This window comes from Kitasatospora sp. NPDC056783, from assembly GCF_042789895.1.
In the GTDB taxonomy this organism is placed as follows: domain Bacteria; phylum Actinomycetota; class Actinomycetes; order Streptomycetales; family Streptomycetaceae; genus Kitasatospora.
The window spans coordinates 1-18,925 of record NZ_JBHUAF010000149.1 but is presented as its reverse complement, the minus strand read 5'-3'; the positions used below and the strand labels follow the sequence as shown (position 1 = coordinate 18,925).

Genomic DNA, 18,925 nt, shown 5'->3' with positions numbered 1-18,925 from the left:
GAGCACCGGCGCCCGGCACGCCCGCGACCGGAGGCCCGGAGGCCCCGGAGCCGGCCGTCACTCCCCCGGTCGTGACCCTGCCGACGCTGCCCACGCTGCCCACGCCCGACGTGCCGGTCGTCCCGACGCCCACCGTGCCGACGCTGCCGACCCCGACCGTCACCAAGCCCACACCCACGCCCACGCCCACGCCGCCCGTGCTCAGCGACTACTGGGCCAACGCGATGCCCGTGGTCAAGCCCGGCAACAACCGGGTGCCGCCGCCCGAGCCGAGCATCCGGCAGAAGGGCAGCGACAAGTTCTGGCAGCGGGACGGCGGTTGGATCGGCGGCAGCTACCACTCGCACGCGATCACCGTGCACGCTCCGGCGACCACCGTGATCGACCTCAACCGCGAGTGCGCGTCCTTCGACGCGGTGGCCGGGGTGGACGACGCCACGCTCTCGCCGGGCGGAGTCGTCTTCTCCGTCCTGGGCGGCGACGGCAGCACCCTGTGGCGCTCCCGGACGCTCGCCACCGGCGACCGCGCGGTGCCGGTGCACGTGCCGCTGGCCGGGCAGAAGTCGATCAAGCTGGTGGTCACGCCGGTGAACGGGATCTGGTCGGCGCTGAACGTCGCGGACTGGGCGCAGGCCCGCTTCCGCTGCTCGTGACGGGAGCCCGCTCATGGCGGCGACCCGCTCGTGACGGCGACCCGCTCGTGGCGTGAGCCCCCTCGCGACATGGCCGCGGCCCGCTCCGGAAAGTCCTGGAGCGGGCCTCGGGCTCGCGGCGCCGTGCGGGCGCGTACGCGTGTGTCCCGCCGTCAGATGGCGCAGGAGCCGTCCGCGCAGGCCTCGCCGGCCGGGGCGACCTGGATCGGGGCGGGGCGGCGCTCACCGATCTCGGTGGCGACCTGCTCCAGCACCTTGCGGAAGGTCTCGGCGTCCTGGCCGCCCTGGACCGCCCACTTGCCCTCGAAGACGAAGGTCGGCACGGCGTTGATGCCGAGCTCCCGGCCCTCGGCCAGCTGGGCGTTGACCTCGGCGGTGCCCTCGTCCCCCGCCAGGTACTCGGCCACCCGCGCCCGGTCCAGGCCGGCCGCCACCGCGACGTCGGTCAGTGCGGCACGGTCGCCGACGTCCACGCCGTCGGTGAAGTGCGCCTTCAGCAGCGCCTCCTTCAGCCGCGCCTGGACGGCCGGGCCGTACTCGGCCTCGGCGAGGTGCAGCAGGCGGTGGCCCAGGAAGGTGTTGGCGTGCAGCGCGGCGTCGAAGTCGTACGTGATGCCCTCGGCGAGGCCCATTTCGGCGACCTGCGCGTCCATCGCCACCGACTGCGGGCCGTAGCGCTCGGCCAGCCAGGCGCGGTGCGGGCTCGCCGTCGCCGGGGCGTCCGGGACCAGCTGGTACGGGCGGTAGACGACCTCGACCCGCTCCTTGCCCGGGAACTCCGCCAGGGCCTGCTCGAAGCGGCGCTTGCCGATGTAACACCACGGACAAGCGATGTCGCTCCAGATTTCGACCTTCATGCGGGTGGCTCCAGGGGCGTTTCGTCGGATGGGTACGAGATGGGCGAACGATGAACCATCTCGGCACATTCCCGGCACCGCCCCGGACGTCCTCCGTGCCGGGTCAGGTCGCGGGCGGCGCCGGGACCACCAGCACCGGGCAGGCCGCGTGGTGGGCGACCGCCGAACTCACCGAGCCCAGCAGCAGCCGGGAGAAGCCTCCGTTGCCCCGGGTGCCGATCACCAGCGTGTGCTGCCGGGCGGCCGCCGCCAGCAGCACCTCGATCACGTTGCCCAGCACCACGTGCAGCGACAGCTCCCCCGCGTAGGGGGCGGAGCGCTGCCGCTGCACGGCGGCCACCGAGCGGCGCAGCCCGTCCGCCATGCTCTCGACGAGCGTCTCCACGCTCTCCTGCACCAGCTCCGCCATCCCCGGCGGGTAGCCGGCCGGCGCCGGACTGACCACGGCGAGCACGTACAGCGGCAGGCCGAACACCTCGGCCTCCGTCATCGCCCGGTCCAACGCCCACAGCGACCCGTCCGACCCGTCGCACGCCGCCAGCACCCCCGGCGGCCGCCCCGCCGGGGGACGCCCGAGCACCGACAGCACGACGGGCACCTCCCGCCCCGCGCTCCCACCGGCCACCGCACGTCCTCCTCGCCCCGGGTCCACACCCCCGTCATCATCACCGGCCCGCCGGCCGGCACCCGGCAACCGCGCCGCAGGGGACGGGCGGAGAAGGGGCGCCGACGCCGCGCGGGCGGGGAGAGGAACGCGGGAGCCCGCGGCACCCCGGCGAGGCGGCGGGGTCAGCGGCCCCGGGGGCGGTGCCGGGACGAGGCCGGTGCCGGGACGAGGGCCAGGGGCAGCCCGGGAGCGCGGGAGCCCGGCTCAGGACGTGAGGGCCGGTTGGCGGGGGCCGGGCAGGCCCGTCCAGCAGGCGCCGTGGCGGCGGGCGTGGACGCGGCGGAGCCAGAGTTCGGTGGAGACGAGGTCGGCGAGGCCCGCGAGGGTGGCGGCGGAGACCGGGGTGGCGGGATCGGCGGATCGGGCGAGGCCGGCCCGGACGGCGGGGAGGTCGATGAGGCCGGCTTCGGCGAGCAGCGGCGCGTCGAAGAGTTCGGCGAGGCCGTCGGCGGCCAGGCGCAGGCCGGCCCGGGTGGGGGCGGTGCGGTCGGGGCGGGGGCCGCGGCCCCAGTCGGGGGGCAGGTCGGTGCGGCCGGCGCCGGTGAGGACGGCGCGCAGCAGGGCGTGCCGGGCGCCGGGCTGGAGGCGGACGTCGTCGGGCAGCAGCCGGGCCGCGCGCACCACCTGGTTGTCGAGGAAGGGCGCGTGCAGCCGCTGGCCGGGCTGTTCGGCGGCGTGGACGAGGGTGCGGAAGGAGCGCGCCTGCCGGTAGAGGGCGTGCCGGGCCCGGTGCGCGCCGGGGTGTTCCTCGGGCGCCGGTTTGCGCGCCGCCAGGCGGAGCCGCAGGGCCACCGCGGAGAGCGCCTCGTCGGAGAGCCAGCGGGCGGCCGGGCCGGGCACGCACCAGACGAGGTCGACGGCCGAACGGGCCCCCGCCGTGCCGCCGCCGTCCGGGACGTGCCGGGCGGTCAGTCTGGCGGCCGCCTCGTCCAGCGCCTCGGCGTAGCGGACCCGGGAGAGCCGGTGGGCGGCCCGGACCACGGTGAGCGGGGTGCGCAGGGCGCCGGTGAGGACGCCCGCGGTCGCCCGGTCGGCGCCTGCCAGTGCGGCGACCGGGGGCAGGAGTTCGCGCGGCCGCCGGGCCCGGATGAGGTCGGCGAGCCGGGCCGGGTGCCCGTCCAGGACCTGTCGGGCGCCGTAGCCGGTGAGGTGGTCGGTGCCGCCGGCGTCGAACCGGGCCTCGGCCCGGGCGGCGGCGACGAGTTCGGGCCCGGGCTCGTCGGTGAGCCGGCCGGTCTGCGGGTCGTCGCCCAGCCCGGTGTAGGGGAGGGCGTCCGGACCGGGGTCGAGCACGGTGTGCCGCAGCCGCGGGGTGTCGGGGGCGAGTGCGAGGCCGGCCGGGGACCCGGACTCGCCGAGCGTGACGGCGGCCAACTGCTCGGGGGCGGAGGGTTCTTGGACGGCGGCGCGGGCCCAGGAGCCCTTGACCGCACCGTTCCTGGCCGCGGCCGCCCGGTCCGCCTCCGGGGCCGCGGCTGCCGCCGGCACCGGCGGCAGTGGTACCGCGGCGGCGAGCAGCGCGACGGTCGCGGAGGCCGTTCCGTAGGAGAGGTCGACGCCGAGCCGGGCCCGCCCGGCCGGGTCGGGGACCGGTGTGGTGGTGCGGACCCGGGAGCGCACGGACTCCAGCAGGGCACGGGTGAGTTCGCGGACGGCGGGCGCCTCGTCGCGCGGCTGCTCGGCGCCGGCCGGGTCGTCGTAGCCGGACAGGTACGGGCGGCCGTCGCGGAGGCCGAGCACGTGGCCGGGCGGCACCCGCTCGACGCCCAGGTACGGGGTGCCGCCGCCGAGCGCCTCGGGGGACTCCGGGCAGGCGAGCCGGGCGGCGAGGTGGCCGGTGTCCAGCGGGGCGCCGACCAGGTCGGCCAGCGGCAGGGCGGCGGTGGCGTAGGCGGTGCCGCCGCCCCACGGGGTGTGGAAGACGGGCCGGGCGCCGGCGAGGTCGGTGAGCAGCAGGGTGGAGCGGGCGCCGGCGCGCAGCACGACGGTGTAGCTGCCGGGCCAGGCGGTCAGGTGGCGGACGGCGCCGCCGCGGGCGGCGGCGAGGCCGGCGGCGAGTTCGGCGTCGGTGGCTCCGCAGTGGCCGAGGACGGCGAGCCTGGAGGTCGCGGGGGTGTCCGCGGCCCGATCAGGGGCGGTGGGGCCGGTGCTGACCACGGCGGCGGCGCCGGGGCGGAGGGTGACCAGGCGGATCTCCTCGGGGCGCCAGTCGCCCACGGCCCAGAGCGGGTCGGGTCCGGCCCACAGGGGGCGTGCGGCGATCGGGGTGATCCCGCCGAGCGCCTCGTGCGCCGGGCTTCCCGCGCTCGGCGTGCCCGTGCACCAGCCCGTCAGCCACCGCATCGCGCCTCCACCGGACGAGGACCTGCACCCGTGCCCGCGCGCTCGCCGCCCGCCGGGCGGCCGGGCTGGTGTGCCGTGGCGGCCCGTGCGCGTCCCGGCGCGCCCCCGCAGCTCGACGCACCGTCAGGAGACATCGTGCCACCGCGGGATGCCGCCGTGGCCGGTGTTTCCGGGTTCCGCCTCCGTTCGAAGCGCGCGCCCGACGGTGGCGGCGTCCGCGCGGGCCGGAGCGGGCTCGCCGACGCCGCTCACCATGGGTCGGCAAGTCCCTTGTGTCCGGGGCGAGTTCGATCACCTTCGAATCCGGGGGTCGAGACGGGCCGGGCCTCCCCCTCCCCGGCCCGGACCGCCCGCGACGCCTTTGACATGGGCATCGCGAGATGGCCGAAAGACGTCGCCCGGCCCGGGAGGGCATCCGCACGCCCTCCCGGACCTCACCGCCGCCCGCGGGGATTGAGGCGGCGGCTTCCCTCGGCCTGCCGGGTCCTCGACGGCAGGCCGACCCACGGCCACCAGCGAATCGCCGACCAGCCGGTCGAACCAGGGAGCACGGCCGGGCGCACGTGAACACGGGACCGGAGCACAGGACTCCGGCGCGCCGTCCGGCCGTCCTGATCCGAGTGGTCCGGACCAACTCCCCCACGACACCGGCGAGTGCACGATCCCGCCATCCGGAATGCGACCTCTTAACCGTCGGAACGCGTCCGACTACTCTAGGTACAGCAGCTACGGCCCGGTGCCGCCCGGGCCCCGCGCACAAGGCCGCAGGAGGTGCCGCCGCCACCATGACCGTCAGCCCACGAGGACCGAACGAACGGCTCGGCACGCTCCTGACCCTCGCCCAGATCAGCAACGCCGGACTGGCCCGCCGGGTCAACGACCTCGGCGCCCAGCGCGGGCTGACCCTGCGGTACGACAAGACCTCGGTGGCCCGCTGGGTCAGCAAGGGCATGGTCCCGCAGGGGCCCGTCCCGCACCTGATCGCCACCGCGATCGGCGGCAAGCTCGGCCGGCCCGTCCCGCTGGAGGAGATCGGCCTGGGCGACACCGACCCGGCGCCCGAACTCGGCCTGGCCTTCCCGCGCGAGGTCGCCGACGCGGTCCGCTCCGCGACCGACCTGTGGCGGGTCGACCTCGACCTGCGCCGGGGCCCCGGCGGCGGCCGCTGGAGCGACAGCCTGGCCGGCACCTTCTCGGTCGCCGCCTACGCGACCCCGGTCTCCCGCTGGCTGATCACCCCGGCGGACGGCTCGGTGGCCCGCGAGGTGCCGCGCTCCCCCTCCGACGCCTCCTCCTACCGGGTCGGTCACTCGGACGCCGCCAAGCTCCGCGAGGCCGCCCACGAGGCCCGCCGCTGGGACTCCAAGTACGGTGGCGGGGACTGGCGTTCGTCGATGGTGCCGGAGTGCCTGCGGGTGGAGGCGGCGCCGCTGCTGCTCGCCTCGTACAGCGACGCGGTCGGCCGGGCGCTGTTCGGGGCGACGGCCGAACTGACCAGGCTGGCCGGGTGGATGGCCTTCGACACCGGTCAGCACGAGGCCGCCCAGCGCTACTACATCCAGGCGTTGCGGCTCGCCCGGGCCGCCGCCGACGTGCCGCTCGGCGGCTACGTGCTGGCCTCGATGAGCCTCCAGGCCGGCTACCGGGGCTTCGCCGAGGAGGCGGTCGACCTCGCGCAGGCCGCGTTGGAGCGCAACCGGGGCCTGGCCACCGCCCGCACCATGAGCTTCTTCCACCTGGTGGAGGCCCGGGCCCAGGCCAAGGCCCGCAACGCCGCGGCGTGTGCGACCGCGCTCGGCGCGGCGGAGAGCGCGCTCGAACGGGCGCGCGCCGGGGATCCCGATCCGGCGTGGATCGACTTCTACGCCTACGACCGGCTCGCCGCCGACGCCGCCGAGTGCTTCCGCGACCTCGGAGTGCCCTCCAAGGTGCGGCAGTTCACCCGCGAGGCGCTCGCCACGCCCACCGAGGGCTTCGTCCGCTCGCACGGCCTGCGGCTGGTGGTCTCGGCGATGGCCGAGGCGGAGGCGGGCGACCTGGACGCCGCGGTCGCCGCCGGCGAGCGCGCGGTCGAGGTGGCCGGCCGGATCTCCTCGCAGCGCAGCCGGGAGTACGTGGTGGAGATGCTGCGGCGGCTGGAGCCCTTCCAGGGCGAACGCCGGGTGCGGGAGTTGACCGAGCGGGCCCGGTCGGTGACCGTCGCCCAGGCCTGAGGGCCGGAGCCGACGGTAAACCGGATGCGCCTTCGGGCGGGACCTCGCTAGGGTTTCTCTCGTCCAGGTGCGCAGGCAGAGGTTACTTCCACTCTCAATGGGCAGGTCGCGGGTTCGAATCCCGTCACCGGCTTCGGGCCGGTGTAGCTCAGCGGCCAGAGCAGCTTCGTCACCTCAGCCGTCCTCGATCTCTGGACACCCATACGTGAACAGTTCGTCCGCACTCCCGGTGCGAGGGCGGCGGTTACTTCTGTGGAGTGCCCCCATGGGGCGCGGTGAAGCACCCCGACCGCAGCCCGGTTCCTGATCTCGGGAGGCAGCGCTCCACGGGGTGCCCGGGTCCGCGTCAGCCGTGTCGGCCCCGGGTGCCCCGGCCGGGGCGTGCGTGCCTCCCTCCCACCGACACCCGCAGGCCGGGGGAGGCTTCCGCATGTCCAGGTTCGACTTCCGCAAGGCGAAGGCGAGTCCGAACTCGCCGGTGGTCACCACCGGCGAGCGCGCCGTCAACCACAACGGCGGCCCGGGCTTCGTCCGGGACCGCAGGTCCGAGCTCTTCCTGCTGGCGCTCGCCAACACGGTCGGCAAGGACACCTTCCACGAGCGCGGCGGCGAGCGCGACGACCGCTACACCGCGCTGGTGCGCGAACTCGCCGTCACCGACCCGGAGTGGACCCTCGGGCTGCTGCGCTGGCTGCGCTACGGCGCCCACATGCGCACCGCCGCCCTGGTCGGCGCCGCCGAGTTCACCCGGGCCCGGCTGGACGCGGGCGCCCCCGGTCACTCCCGGCAGGTCGTGGCCGCGGTGCTGCGGCGCGCCGACGAGCCCGGCGAACTGCTCGCCTACTGGACCTCGCGCTACGGCCGGGCGCTGCCCAAGCCGCTCAAGCGCGGCATCGCGGACGCCCTCCCCCGCCTGTACGACGCCCGCTCGCTGCTCAAGTACGACACCCCGGGCAAGGCCTATCGCTTCGGCGACGTGATCGAGCTGACCCACCCCTCGCCGGACCCCCACAAGCCCTGGCAGGGCGCGCTGTTCGCCCACGCGCTGGACCGCCGGCACCGGCCGGAGGAGGCCGTCCCGCCCGTCGCCGACCGGCTGCTGACCGCCAACCGCGAGCTGCTCGCGCTGCCCGTCGAGGAGCGCCGGGCGGCGGTGACCGCCGAGGACGGCGCCGAGCGGCTGGCCGCCGCCGGGCTGACCTGGGAGGCGCTGGCCGGCTGGCTCCAGGGCCCGCTGGACGCGGCCGTCTGGGAGGCGGTCATCCCGTCGATGGGCCCGATGGCGCTGGTGCGCAACCTGCGCAACTTCGACCGGGCCGGGGTCTCGGACGCCGTCGCGGCCGACGTGGCCCGCCGGATCTCCGACCGGGGCGAGGTACGGCGTTCACGCCAGTTCCCGTTCCGCTACCTGGCCGCGCACCGCAACACGCCCTCAGCGCGCTGGGGGCAGGCGCTGGAGACCGCGCTCGGCCACTCGCTGGCCAACGTGCCCGAGCTGCCCGGGCGGACGCTGGTCCTGGTGGACCGCTCCGGCTCGATGTTCGACCGCTCGGGCGGTCCGACCGACCTCAGCCGGGCCGACTCCGCGGCGATCTTCGGCACGGCGCTGAAGGTCCGCGCCGCCGAGGCGGACCTGGTCGAGTTCGGCACCGGCAGCCGGGTGATCGAGGTCGCCGCGGGCGAGGCGGTGCTGCGGGTGCTGGAACGTTTCTCCAACCTCGGCGGCACCCACACCGCCGAGGCCGTCCGCGCCCACTACCGCGGCCACGACCGGGTGGTGATCGTCACCGACGAGCAGACCGGCCCCGGCCGCTGGGGCGGCGACCCGCTGGCCGCCGTCCCCGCCCGGGTGCCCGTCTACACCTGGAACCTGGCCGGCTACGCCGTGGGCCACGGCCCCAGCGGCGGCGGCAACCGGCACACCTTCGGCGGCCTGAGCGACGCGGCCTTCCGGCTGATCCCGCTCCTGGAAGCCGGGGCGAACGGCACCCGCTGGCCCTGGGAGGAGTGAGCCGACGCCCTCGACGACGGCGCCCTCGACCCGCCCGGCCCACCGTGGCAGCATCGGCCACGGCGGGCCGGGCGAGGGCGAGGAGCGGACGGTGGCGGACGACTTCGACGTGGCGGTGGTCGGCGGCGGCATCGTCGGACTGGCCACGGCGTACGCGCTGACCCGGACCAGGCCCGGGCCTCGGATCGCGGTGCTGGAGAAGGAGCCCGGCTTCGCGGCGCACCAGACCGGGCACAACAGCGGGGTGATCCACAGCGGCGTCTACTACCGCCCCGGCTCGTACAAGGCCCGGTTCGCCGTCGCGGGAGCCGCCGAACTGGTGGCGTTCTGCCGCGAGCACGGCATCCCGTACGAGGTGACCGGCAAGCTGATCGTGGCCACCGACGCCGACGAACTGCCCCGGCTGGCGGCGCTGGCCGAGCGCGGGCGGGCCAACGGCATCCCGGTCACCGAGCTGGACCGGGCCGGGATCGCCCGCCACGAGCCGGAGGTGACCGGGACGGCCGGGCTGCACGTCGCCACCACCGGCATCTGCGACTTCCCGGCCGTCGCCACCGCGTACGCCCGGCTGGCCCGCGAGGCCGGCGCCGAACTGCGGCCGGGCAGCGAGGTACTGGCCGTGGCCCGGCGCCGGGACGGGGTGACGCTGCGGACCTCCGCCGGCGAACTGCGCTGCCGGGTGCTGGTGAACTGCGCCGGGCTGTACAGCGACCGGATCGCCCGGCTGGCCGGGGACGACGCCGGGGTGCGGATCGTGCCGTTCCGCGGCGAGTACCACGAACTGGCCGAGCGGCGCCGCGGCCTGGTGCGCGGCCTGGTCTACCCGGTGCCCGACCCGGCCTTCCCCTTCCTCGGCGTGCACCTCACCCGCGGCATCCACGGGGACGTCCACGTCGGCCCCAACGCGGTGCCCGCGCTGGCCCGCGAGGGCTACGACCGGCGCACCGTCCGCCCGCGCGAGCTGGCCGCCACCCTGGCCTTCCCCGGCACCTGGCGGATCGCCCGCCGGCACTGGCGGTACGAGCTGGGCGAGCTGCACCGCTCGCTGTCCAAGCGGGCGTTCACCGCGGCCGTACGGCGGCTGCTGCCCGCCGTCACCCCGGAGGACCTGGTGCCGGCCGCCGCCGGGGTGCGGGCGCAGGCGGTGGCCCGGGACGGCTCGCTGCTGGACGACTTCGCCTTCGCCGGCTTCGACCCGGACGACCCGCGCTCCCCGCGCCGCGCGGTGCACGTGCTGAACGCCCCGTCGCCCGCCGCCACGGCCTCGCTGCCGATCGGGCGCGAGGTGGCCCGCCGTGCCCTGGCCGCGCTGGAGGCCGGCGGGTGAACGGCGGGGCTCGTGAGCGACGGCGTGTCCCGTCGGATGAGCCCGGTCACAGGCCCTGCGGGAGAGCCCGGGCAGCCCCGTAGACTCGGTTGATTGTGACTGCCACCGCCCCGATCCCCCAGCCCTCGCCGTCCGCCCGGCTGTCCGCCGCGCCGGCCGCCTACCCCGCGCCGATGTACCCGCACAAGGCCACCGAGGCCCAGCACCGCGAGCGTCGCATCCGCAGCTTCCAGCCGCGCCGGGGCCGGATGACCAACGCCCAGGCCAGCGCCCTGGACCGCGGCTGGGAGACGTACGGCGTCCCGATCGACGGCAGCCCGCTGGACCTTCGCGAGCTGTTCGGCGGACTGCCGGTGACCCTGGAGATCGGCTTCGGCATGGGCGAGACCACCGCCGCGATGGCCGCCGCCGACCCGGAGACGGGCATCCTCGCCGCCGACGTGCACACCCCGGGCCACGGCAACCTGCTCGGCCTGCTGGAGCGCGACGGCTCCAGGAACGTCCGGACGGCCGCCGGGGACGCGGTGATCCTGCTGCGCGACATGCTCCCGGACGCCTCGCTGGCCGGTCTGCGGGTCTACTTCGCCGACCCGTGGCCCAAGCCGAAGCACCACAAGCGCCGGCTGGTCCAGTCCGAGTTCCTCGACCTGGTGCTGCCCCGGCTCGCCCCCGGCGCCCTGGTGCACTGCGCCACCGACTGGGAGCCGTACGCGGAGCAGATGCTGGCCGTGCTGTCCGCCTCGCCGGAGCTGGAGAACCTGCACCCCGAGGGTGACGGGACCGGCTGGCTGGAGCCCGCGGACCACCCGGACGGCAGCGTTCCGGGTTACGCCCCGCGGCCGGACTGGCGTCCGGTCACCAAGTTCGAACGGGCCGGGATCGCCAAGGGCCACGTCGTCCACGACCTGCTGTTCCGCCGCCGCTGACCCACCGGCGGCATTCGAACGGGCCGACGCCCGGCGGCCGTTGGGGAATTCCCGGGGCCGCCGGTTCGTCCCGGATCCTCCCGGCGGACGGCCGCCGTGGCCTACCCTGTGCCGCATGGGCAGCCCGTCCGGCGGCCGCCCCCGGGCGAACGGTCGGACGACCGTTCGAGCCGCCGCCGACGCACCGGAGACGGTCCCGAGCACCGGCGGCACCCGGACCATCCCGGGGCCCCGGAGGCACCGGGCCCACCGGCTGCTGCCCGGGCCGGACGCCACCTCCGCCCCACCGGCCCCGGCCACCGCACCGGGCACACCCGCCGCACCCGCCCCGCCGGCCCGCGGCCGCTCGGCGGCGGTCTCCTCGGTCACCGCGACCGCCGTGCTGACCCTGCTCGGGTGCGGGGCGCTGATCCTGCACCTGGTCCAGCGGCAGACCGGCACGGTGGGGCTGCTGGTCGGCCTGGGCCTGGCGATGGTGCCGCTGCCGTTCGTGCTCGGCGGCCTGGCCTGGCTCAACCTCACCGCCCGGGTGCCGCTGCGGCACACGGTGTTCTGCCTCGCCTGGGGCGCCTGCGCGGCCACCACCGTCGCCATCCTGGCCAACAACTGGACGGCGAGCTACCTGACCCGGCACCGGGGCCCGTTCGGCCTGCCGCTCGGCACCGGGCTCGCCACCCCGGTGATCGAGGAGACCGCCAAGGCCACCGCCCTGCTGGTGCTCCTGCTCCCGCTCGGCCGGCGGCTGCGCTGCCACGGCCGCCGCGCCGGGCGCCCCTGCGCGCCGCTGCTGCACCGGTTGCCCGCGCCCCGGCGCCCCCGCCCGCACCCGCGCCGTCCGGGCGGACCGCACACCCGCGGTCTGCCGCGGCCGCGCCCGTACCTGCGGCCGCTGCCCTACCTGCGCCCGGCCCCGCCCTCCGGCGGCGTGCCGCACCACCGCTCCCGACCGCGCACCCTGGCCGCCGGGGTGGTGCTCGGCGGGATCACCGCCTGCGGCTTCGCGTTCACCGAGAACGTCCTCTACCTGGGCCGGGCCTTCAGCAGCGACCAGCGCCAGCGGCTGGACAGCATCGGCCTCGGCGACCCGCCCAGCCTGCGCGACTTCGACAGCACCGTGCAGACCTTCGTGCTCCGCGCCCTGCTCTCCCCCTTCGCCCACCCGCTGTTCACCGCGCTCACCGGGATCGGCCTGGCCGTCGCCCTCACCACCGCGCGGCGCTGGCTGGCCCGGCTGGCGGTGCCGACCGGGCTGCTGCTGGCGATGGTGCTGCACGGCACCTGGAACGCCGCCGCCGACCTCGGCACGGACGGCTTCCTGGTGGTGTACGCGGCGCTGATGGTGCCCTGCTTCGCCGCGCTGGTCTGCTTCGCAGCCTGGGCGAGGTCCCGGGCGGCCCGGCACTCGGCACGCGGCCGACGGCGGCGGCCGGAGCGGCGCTCCCGGCGGCCTCGGTGGCAACCGGGCCGACCGGTCACCGGGGGTGACTGAGGAGGCGATTTCCCATCCCGGCGACTTCCACGTATTGTTGTGTTCACCGACGCGGGGTGGAGCAGCTCGGTAGCTCGCTGGGCTCATAACCCAGAGGTCGCAGGTTCAAATCCTGTCCCCGCTACTCAGTAGCCGAAAGGCCCGGAGGATTCTTCCTCCGGGCCTTTCGCGTTCCCGGGCACATGCGGAACACGGTCCTGCCACGAAGCTGTAACAGCGGCCAGTCTGATGATCAGCTGTCAGGGCCCTGACCCATACTGAGGAAAAATTCATCCGAATTGGGGGCTGTTCGACCTGCCCCCGGACAGGAAGCACCCCATGCTGTCGAAGCGCCTGGTCAGTACCGCCGCAATCTGCCTCGTCCTGGCGGCCGGCACCGCCGCGTGCGGCAGTTCCACGAGCGACGGCAAGGGCGCCGGCTCCGCGCAGAAGCTCGACACCGGCAAGCTCAGCGCCCAGGACATCGAGAAGCAGGCCAAGGAAGCCCTGGCCTCCGCCACCTCCCTCAAGATGTCCGGCACCGTCGGCACCGACGGGGGCGCGATGGAGATGAACCTGGCGCTCGACAACAAGAGCCAGTGCACCGGCACCATGGCGATGCCCGGCATGGGCAAGTTCGAGATCATCAGCGACGGCAAGACCTCGTACGTCAAGCCGGACACCGCCTTCTGGACCAACATGGGCGGCCCGAACGGCGCCAAGGCCGCCGAGCTGTTCAAGGGCCGCTACCTGACCGGCTTCGAGAACGACCCGTCGATGGGCTCGCTCACCAGCGTCTGCAACCTCGCCGAGTTCACCAAGAAGATCGGCGCGGAGACCGGCACCAACGACAAGGTCGAGAAGGGCGCCACCGGCACCGTCAACGGCGTCAAGACCATCAGCCTGAAGGCCACCGACTCCAAGGGCGAGGTCTCGACCCTCCAGGTCGCCACCGAGGGCAAGCCCTACCCGGTGCAGATCGAGCACACCGGCTCCAAGGACAACAACGGCAAGATCAACTTCAGCGACTTCGACAAGCCGCTGACGGTCCAGGCCCCGCCGGCCGACCAGACCATCGACTTCAGCAAGTTCAAGGACCAGATGAAGGCCGCCTGAGCGGCGGCCGCGTCGCCCCGGAAATAATCCGTTGCCTCCCGCCGGAGCGCTGCCTAGGCTGGCAAGCACACTGAAGGGAGGTGATCCTGAGTTGAGTTACATCAGGATGCGTGAGGTGGCTGCTCGCTAGAGCCGCCCCTGCCTGCGCAGGGAGAGGCCCCTGGCCTCCGGCAGGCGAAATCCACAGCAGTCACCCGGCCCGCGGGCTCACCGGTACATCCCCGGTGCCTCGGCGCCTGGCCAGTGCACGGGCCGGCGCGGAGGAGCAGCCCGCGGGCCGTCTGCGTTCCCGGGGAGCTTCCGGCACGGTCGCGGAGGCCCCCTTCGGCGTTTCCGGGGGCGGGCGCGGTTCGGGTCGGGACGTTCTCGCACCGTCGCCGCGGCGCTAGAGTCGGCGCGGGTTCCGGAGCGCGGCGGCGCGGGCACAGGGGGTAGGCGATGGCGAGGGTGCGGCGACCGGGCGGGGGCGGCGCGGCGACGGCGCGGACGGCGCAGTGGGCCGCCACCGGGGTGCTGGCCGGGACGGGCCTGCTCGGACTGCTGCTGTTCGCGCTCGGCCGGGAGCACGCCGGGCAGGCGCTCGGCGGCGGACTGGTGGCGGTCGGGGCCTCGGTGGTGCTCGGTGGCGCGATGGGCTTCCTGTTCGGGGTGCCCCGGGTGCGCGGCGGCGCCGGTGAGCCGCAGGGCTCGTACGCGCCGAACACCAATCTGGAGCAGGTCTCGGACTGGCTGACCAAGGTGCTGCTGGGCGTCGGGCTGACCCAGCTCGGCTCGCTCGGCGAGCGGCTGCACGGCCTCGGGGCCGCGCTGGCACCCGCGCTCGGCGGGGGCGAGGGCGCGGCGCCGTTCGCGGCGGCGCTGGTGCTGTACTTCCTGGTCTTCGGTTTCCTGGCCGGGTGGCTGGTGACCCGCCTGGCGCTGCCGCAGGCGCTGACCGAGACCGACCGGGCGCTGGACCTCTTCCTGGCCGGGCAGGACCGCGACCGGCACGGTGACAAGGTGGGCGCGGACGACCTGCGGGTCCGCGCGATGCGCCAGCTCGGGCTGCTGGGCGGCAGCGCGGAGCTCCCGGCCGGGCCGGCCGGACAGCTGCCGCCCGTCGCCGGTCCGCCGGCCGGGCCGGCGGGCGTGGTGGCCGAGGTCCGCTCGACCGCCCGGCGTTCGGCGCTGACCGCCGACCAGGTGCGGGACCTCTTCGCGGACGGCTCCGAGGACCTGCGGATCCAGGCGCTGGCGCTGATGCAGGGCGACCCGGCGCTGGCGGACCTGTCGAGCGTGCTGGACGCGATCGAGCACCCTCGCTCGGGCTTCGAGCAGTACCACGCGCTGCTGGCCGCCCGGGGGCTGCTGTCCCGGCTGCCGGCGGACGGGGAGCGGCGGCTGCGGGAAGCCGTGGCGGCGCAGCTGGTCGATCCGCGGGGCATCCCGTACGGGTCGGACCGCAGCTGGCTGGCGGAGAAGATCCTGTCCCGGCTCCCGGCGGCACCGGTGCCCGCCCAGCCCTCCGGGAGCTCCCGGAGCTCCTAGACGGTGAAGCGCAGGTCGGGGCGGTCCCAGGTGATCCGCCCGGCGGCGGGGAAGGTGCCGACGCGTTCGGCGCCCACCCGCAGGTAGAAGTGCTCGGCGCGCGGGTGGGAGACCACCCGGACGTCGGTGATTCCGGCGCCGCGGGCCAGCTCCAGCATGTGCCCGATCAGTTCGCGGCCGGTGCCGCGCCCCTGGGCCTCGTCGGCGACGAACATCAGGTCCAGTTCGGCCGGTTCGCGGATCAGGGAGTAGAAACCGAGCAGCCGGCCGGTGGCCGGGTCGGCGGCGAGGAACACCTCGTGGCGGGCGATGTACTCGGGCGTCACCCGGTAGCCGTCGATCATCGGGGCGTACTCGCCGTGGTAGGCGGAGGAGGCCTGGATCAGGTCGGTGAGCCGGTCGGCGTCGGTCTCGTCGGCGCGCCGGATCTTCGTCTCGGTCATGCGGGCGAGTATAGGGGTGACCTCCGACAGCGACTATTACATGAGCACCTGGAGAGCGGCCCGGCGGCGACGGTCGGCGGCCCGCAGCACCAGGACCCGGAGGGTGCGGCCGTCCACCGCGCCGGGCAGGCGTCGGACCTCGCTGGCTATCCGGCGCTCGCCGAGCGCGTATCGCAGCGGGTCGAGGTGGCCGCAGCGGCGGCCGTACCCGTCGTTCAGCGGCTGGACCCGGACCTCGCCGTCCGCGGAAGTGACCCGGACCAGCTCCACCAGCGCGGCCAACTGGCGCTCCGGGCCGAAGAGTTCGGGATAGGCGAAGAGCAGGTACCCGCTCAGGGTGAGGGCGAACGAGCCGTCCGCGAAGGGCAGCCGGGGCAGCTCGGCGGCCACGTACCGCTGCGGGTGGGCGGCCGAGTCGGCGGCGAACAGCCGGCGGGCGCGGTCCCAGCTGCGCAGGTAGCGCTCGGACCGGTACGGGCGGGGCGAGGGGGAGAGCCGGGGGCGGGCGGCCATCGCGGCGGCCATCGCGGCCCGGGCGGCCAGGGCGCGGTCCGTGACCGTCGGCAGCGGCAGGGCGTACGCCGGGTCGACGGCGACCACCCGGCAGCCCAGCTCGCGCGCCTCGGCGGCCAGTCCGGCCGCACCGCCGGGGCAGTCCAGCACCGGCCCGGGCAGGGCCGCGAGCCCGGCCCGGGTGAGGCCGAACAGGGCGCAGTACTCGTCCAGCGAACGGGAGGTGACCAGGATGTCCGGGGGAACGGGGGAAGGGCCGGCGGCGGACACCCGGCCATCCGAACACGCGGCGGCCCCGCCCGCATCCGGAGGAGGTCCGGGGCGGGGGCGGGGCTCGGACGGGAAGCGGGCGGGAAGCAGGCGGGGAGCGGGCCGGGAGCGGGCCGGGCTCGGGCCGGGCTCGGGCCGGGCCGGAGGCGGGAGAGCCGGAGGGGTCAGCGGCCGAGCAGGCCCCGGGCGGCGGCCCGGTTGACGTTGGTCAGGCCGCGGACCAGCTGCACGGTGAGGAGGACCAGCAGCAGCCCGAGGAGCGAGACCCCGGCGATCTGCCACACCGACTGGATCTCGTACGCGTGCCGGATGCCCTCGTCGTCGCGGTAGTCGAACAGCAGCAGCCCGTTCCAGGGGGTGTAGGTCCGGTAGACCCAGTGGTACGCGGGGTAGAGCGCCAGCGTCCAGCCGAGCAGCAGGAACGACAGCGTCACCGCGAAGCTGAACACCGCCCAGGGGAACATCACCACCTGGTACAGCACGGCCTTCCAGCCGGCCGCGTCCGCCAGCCGCGCGGTGACCGAGCCCCAGCCGCCCGGACGGACCTGGCGCACCGGCTCCGGGCCGGGGATGTCCAGGGCCAGCATGCCGCGCACCCGGGCCCGCTCCAGCCGGCCGAAGCCGCGGGCCGTGCTGGTCAGGGCGGCCAGCACGGGCAGGCCGAGGACGGTGACGAAGGTGGCGAGGCCGAAGCAGAACAGGACGACCGAGACGGCGAAACCGGCGATCGCCACCGGCAGGCCGCTGAGCGCGTAGCCGACCTCGCGGTAGTGGTGGGCCGAGAACGGCGCCCGCCACGCGGCCGGCCGGCGCGCGGTCGAGCGGGCTCCCGCCGGGCGCGGGTCCTCCCGGTGACCGTCCGGCGCGTCCCACGCCCGGTCCTGCGTGCTGCTGCTCATGCTCCCGGCCCCCGGCCCCTCGTTCTGACGGTCGCTCGTCCCGCTGACGGTGTCCAGTCTGACGGACGCGCAGGTCGGAGGGGATGCGGAGGCCTGGCGGATCGAGGGTGGGGTTAACCCCCCTCTCCGCAGCGCTCCCCCGTCTCCGCCGCGCTCCCCGTCACCCGACGGCCGGGCCCGGCCACTCGTCGGCGAGCAGCGAGTGGAGGAACGAGTCGGACCAGACCCCGTCCTTGAAGCCGTCGTGCCGCAGCCGCCCCTCCAGCCGGAAGCCCAGCCCGCGGAGCACCTTGGCGGCGGCCGTGTTGTCCACGGCGGTCCGGGCGGTCAGCCGGTGCAGGCCCAGCGCGCCGAAGGCGAAGCCGCAGAGCAGGCCGACGGCCTCGCCCGCGTAGCCGCGGCCCCAGCACTCGCGGGCCAGCACGCAGCCGAGGTCCCCGGCACGGTGCCCGCCGAGGGTGAGCGAGGCCTGCCCGATCGGCGGCGCGTCCCTCGGGTCCTCGGCGTCGGCGAGCCTGGTGACGGCGAGCCGGTAGGTGTCCCGCTCCTCCGCCAGCGCCTCCTCCAGGTAGAGCTCGACCTGGTCGGCGCAGTCCTCCACCCCGCTCGGCCCGAACGGGAGGTACCGGGTGACCTCAGGGTCGCCGAACAGCGCGTGCAGCGCCGCCACGTCGCCCTCGGTGTGGTGGTACTCGCGGATGGCCAGTCGCGGGCCGCTGAGTCGTACGGGGACCATGGCTGCCGACCCTATCCCCGCCCGGCGGCTACCGTTCGGACTATGAACGACGAAGACCTGCGGCTCGCCCCGCGCACCAAGGCCGCCGACCTGCTCTCCTGGGCGGCCGAGCAGGGCCGCGCGCCGGTGGCCGAGGAGCCGCTGCGCGCGGTGCTGGCGCTGCTGGAGCTGGGCGAGGGCAGGATGCGCGACGGCTGGCCCGAACTGACCTCCGACGCGGTGGAGCACCTGCTGTACGAGCGGCTCCACCTGTACGTCCAGCCCGCCCCCGAGGAGGACCCGCTCGCCTACGGCGACGCCGTCCGGCTGCTGGTCGACCACCAGCGGGCGGCCCGGCGGCTCAACGCCAAGCGCCAGGAGCGGCTGCACGCCGAGGCCGAGTGGCAGGGCGAGGTCGCGGCCGGACTGCTGCGCCGCGCCGATCTGGTGACCTGGCCCCGGCTGTACGCGCTGCTGCTGCGCGCGCACGGGGTGGACGTCGCGGACCCGGAGGCCGTACGGGACTGGCTGTCCGGCTTCGCCGAGCTGGCGCCGGAGGAGCGGTCGGCCGCGTTCGAGGCGCTGGTGCCGGCCGGCTGGCTGGACGAGCCGGACGAGCAGGGCTGGGGCCCGGGCCGGGCGCTGTCGGTCGGCATGGCCACGGACGGCGCGCGGCGACTGCTGGAGCAGGGCCTGATGCGGCGCAGCTACCGCAACCTGGCCGAGCTGACCGCGCTGGGCCGGCCGATGCCGGACGAGCTGGCCGGGGACTTCGGGCGGTTCGAGGAGGCGGCGGTCGACGCGGCCCTCGACCTGTTCGGCGAGTGGACGGTGCCGGGGCTGCCGCGGCTGCTGGTGACGGAGTTCCCGGAGCTGGCGCCGGAGCCGGGCCAGGAGGAGATCGAGGCGTACCTGGCGCAGCTGCCCGCCGAGGAGTGAGCGCCTGCGCGGAGCCCCGGCCCGGAGCGCGTGCGCTC

The 18,925-nt window shown here is 75.8% G+C and carries 16 protein-coding genes and 1 tRNA gene; 10 read left to right on the top strand and 7 right to left on the bottom strand.

Annotated elements, in window-relative coordinates; translation table 11 throughout:
- Positions 1-653: NPCBM/NEW2 domain-containing protein (locus ACFRMQ_RS21580; protein ID WP_380732144.1), on the top strand; the 653-nt coding region annotated here is incomplete at its 5' end.
- Positions 654-805: 152 nt separating this feature from the next.
- Here ACFRMQ_RS21580 and ACFRMQ_RS21575 read toward each other — a convergent pair.
- The 3 genes from ACFRMQ_RS21575 to ACFRMQ_RS21565 form a co-directional block, all read right to left on the bottom strand.
- Complete coding sequence (locus tag ACFRMQ_RS21575) at positions 806-1,510, bottom strand: DsbA family oxidoreductase (protein ID WP_380732143.1); 705 nt, start codon at positions 1,508-1,510, stop codon at positions 806-808.
- Positions 1,511-1,613: 103 nt separating this feature from the next.
- On the bottom strand, positions 1,614-2,135 hold the full coding sequence (locus tag ACFRMQ_RS21570) for a universal stress protein (protein ID WP_380732142.1): 522 nt from the start codon (positions 2,133-2,135) through the stop codon (positions 1,614-1,616).
- A gap of 246 nt (positions 2,136-2,381) precedes the next feature.
- Positions 2,382-4,520 carry an asparagine synthase-related protein gene (locus ACFRMQ_RS21565; protein WP_380732141.1) on the bottom strand — a complete coding sequence of 713 codons (2,139 nt, stop codon included), beginning with the start codon at positions 4,518-4,520 and terminating at the stop codon, positions 2,382-2,384.
- 785 nt (positions 4,521-5,305) lie between these two features.
- Here ACFRMQ_RS21565 and ACFRMQ_RS21560 point away from each other — a divergent pair.
- The 8 genes from ACFRMQ_RS21560 (at position 5,306) to ACFRMQ_RS21525 (ending at position 15,108) form a co-directional block, all read left to right on the top strand.
- The gene (locus ACFRMQ_RS21560) at positions 5,306-6,733 is read left to right on the top strand and encodes an MFS transporter (RefSeq protein ID WP_380732139.1); all 1,428 of its coding nucleotides are present in this window, start codon (positions 5,306-5,308) and stop codon (positions 6,731-6,733) included.
- A gap of 430 nt (positions 6,734-7,163) precedes the next feature.
- Positions 7,164-8,744, top strand: a complete 1,581-nt coding sequence (locus tag ACFRMQ_RS21555; protein ID WP_380732138.1) for a TROVE domain-containing protein — start codon at positions 7,164-7,166, stop codon at positions 8,742-8,744.
- Between the two features lie 91 nt (positions 8,745-8,835).
- A complete protein-coding gene (gene lhgO / locus ACFRMQ_RS21550) occupies positions 8,836-10,071 on the top strand; it encodes an L-2-hydroxyglutarate oxidase (RefSeq protein ID WP_380732137.1) in 1,236 nt (411 codons plus the stop codon).
- A gap of 95 nt (positions 10,072-10,166) precedes the next feature.
- Complete coding sequence (gene trmB, locus ACFRMQ_RS21545) at positions 10,167-10,997, top strand: tRNA (guanosine(46)-N7)-methyltransferase TrmB (RefSeq protein ID WP_380732136.1); 831 nt, start codon at positions 10,167-10,169, stop codon at positions 10,995-10,997.
- Between the two features lie 115 nt (positions 10,998-11,112).
- Complete coding sequence (locus ACFRMQ_RS21540) at positions 11,113-12,486, top strand: PrsW family intramembrane metalloprotease (protein ID WP_380732135.1); 1,374 nt, start codon at positions 11,113-11,115, stop codon at positions 12,484-12,486.
- Positions 12,487-12,536: 50 nt separating this feature from the next.
- Positions 12,537-12,610: transfer RNA gene (locus tag ACFRMQ_RS21535), tRNA-Met, on the top strand.
- 194 nt (positions 12,611-12,804) lie between these two features.
- Positions 12,805-13,581, top strand: a complete 777-nt coding sequence (locus ACFRMQ_RS21530; RefSeq protein ID WP_380732134.1) for a hypothetical protein — start codon at positions 12,805-12,807, stop codon at positions 13,579-13,581.
- Positions 13,582-14,019: 438 nt separating this feature from the next.
- The gene (locus ACFRMQ_RS21525) at positions 14,020-15,108 is read left to right on the top strand and encodes a hypothetical protein (RefSeq protein ID WP_380732133.1); all 1,089 of its coding nucleotides are present in this window, start codon (positions 14,020-14,022) and stop codon (positions 15,106-15,108) included.
- Here the strand turns inward: ACFRMQ_RS21525 and ACFRMQ_RS21520 are convergent.
- The 4 genes from ACFRMQ_RS21520 to ACFRMQ_RS21505 form a co-directional block, all read right to left on the bottom strand.
- A complete protein-coding gene (locus ACFRMQ_RS21520; RefSeq protein WP_380732132.1) occupies positions 15,105-15,551 on the bottom strand; it encodes a GNAT family N-acetyltransferase in 447 nt (148 codons plus the stop codon). The genes ACFRMQ_RS21525 and ACFRMQ_RS21520 overlap by 4 nt on opposite strands.
- A 36-nt stretch (positions 15,552-15,587) precedes the next feature.
- Positions 15,588-16,334, bottom strand: coding sequence for a hypothetical protein (locus ACFRMQ_RS21515; protein ID WP_380732131.1), 747 nt, complete (start codon positions 16,332-16,334; stop codon positions 15,588-15,590).
- 164 nt (positions 16,335-16,498) lie between these two features.
- Positions 16,499-17,233: a sensor domain-containing protein gene (locus ACFRMQ_RS21510; protein WP_380732130.1), complete on the bottom strand. Its 735-nt coding sequence runs from the start codon at positions 17,231-17,233 to the stop codon at positions 16,499-16,501.
- A 160-nt stretch (positions 17,234-17,393) separates the two neighbouring features.
- Positions 17,394-17,969, bottom strand: a complete 576-nt coding sequence (locus ACFRMQ_RS21505) for a GNAT family N-acetyltransferase (protein ID WP_380732129.1) — start codon at positions 17,967-17,969, stop codon at positions 17,394-17,396.
- Between the two features lie 42 nt (positions 17,970-18,011).
- On the opposite strand from ACFRMQ_RS21505, the gene ACFRMQ_RS21500 reads away from it, so the two are divergent.
- Positions 18,012-18,887: a hypothetical protein gene (locus ACFRMQ_RS21500; RefSeq protein ID WP_380732128.1), complete on the top strand. Its 876-nt coding sequence runs from the start codon at positions 18,012-18,014 to the stop codon at positions 18,885-18,887.
- The last annotated feature ends 38 nt before the right edge of the window (positions 18,888-18,925 follow it).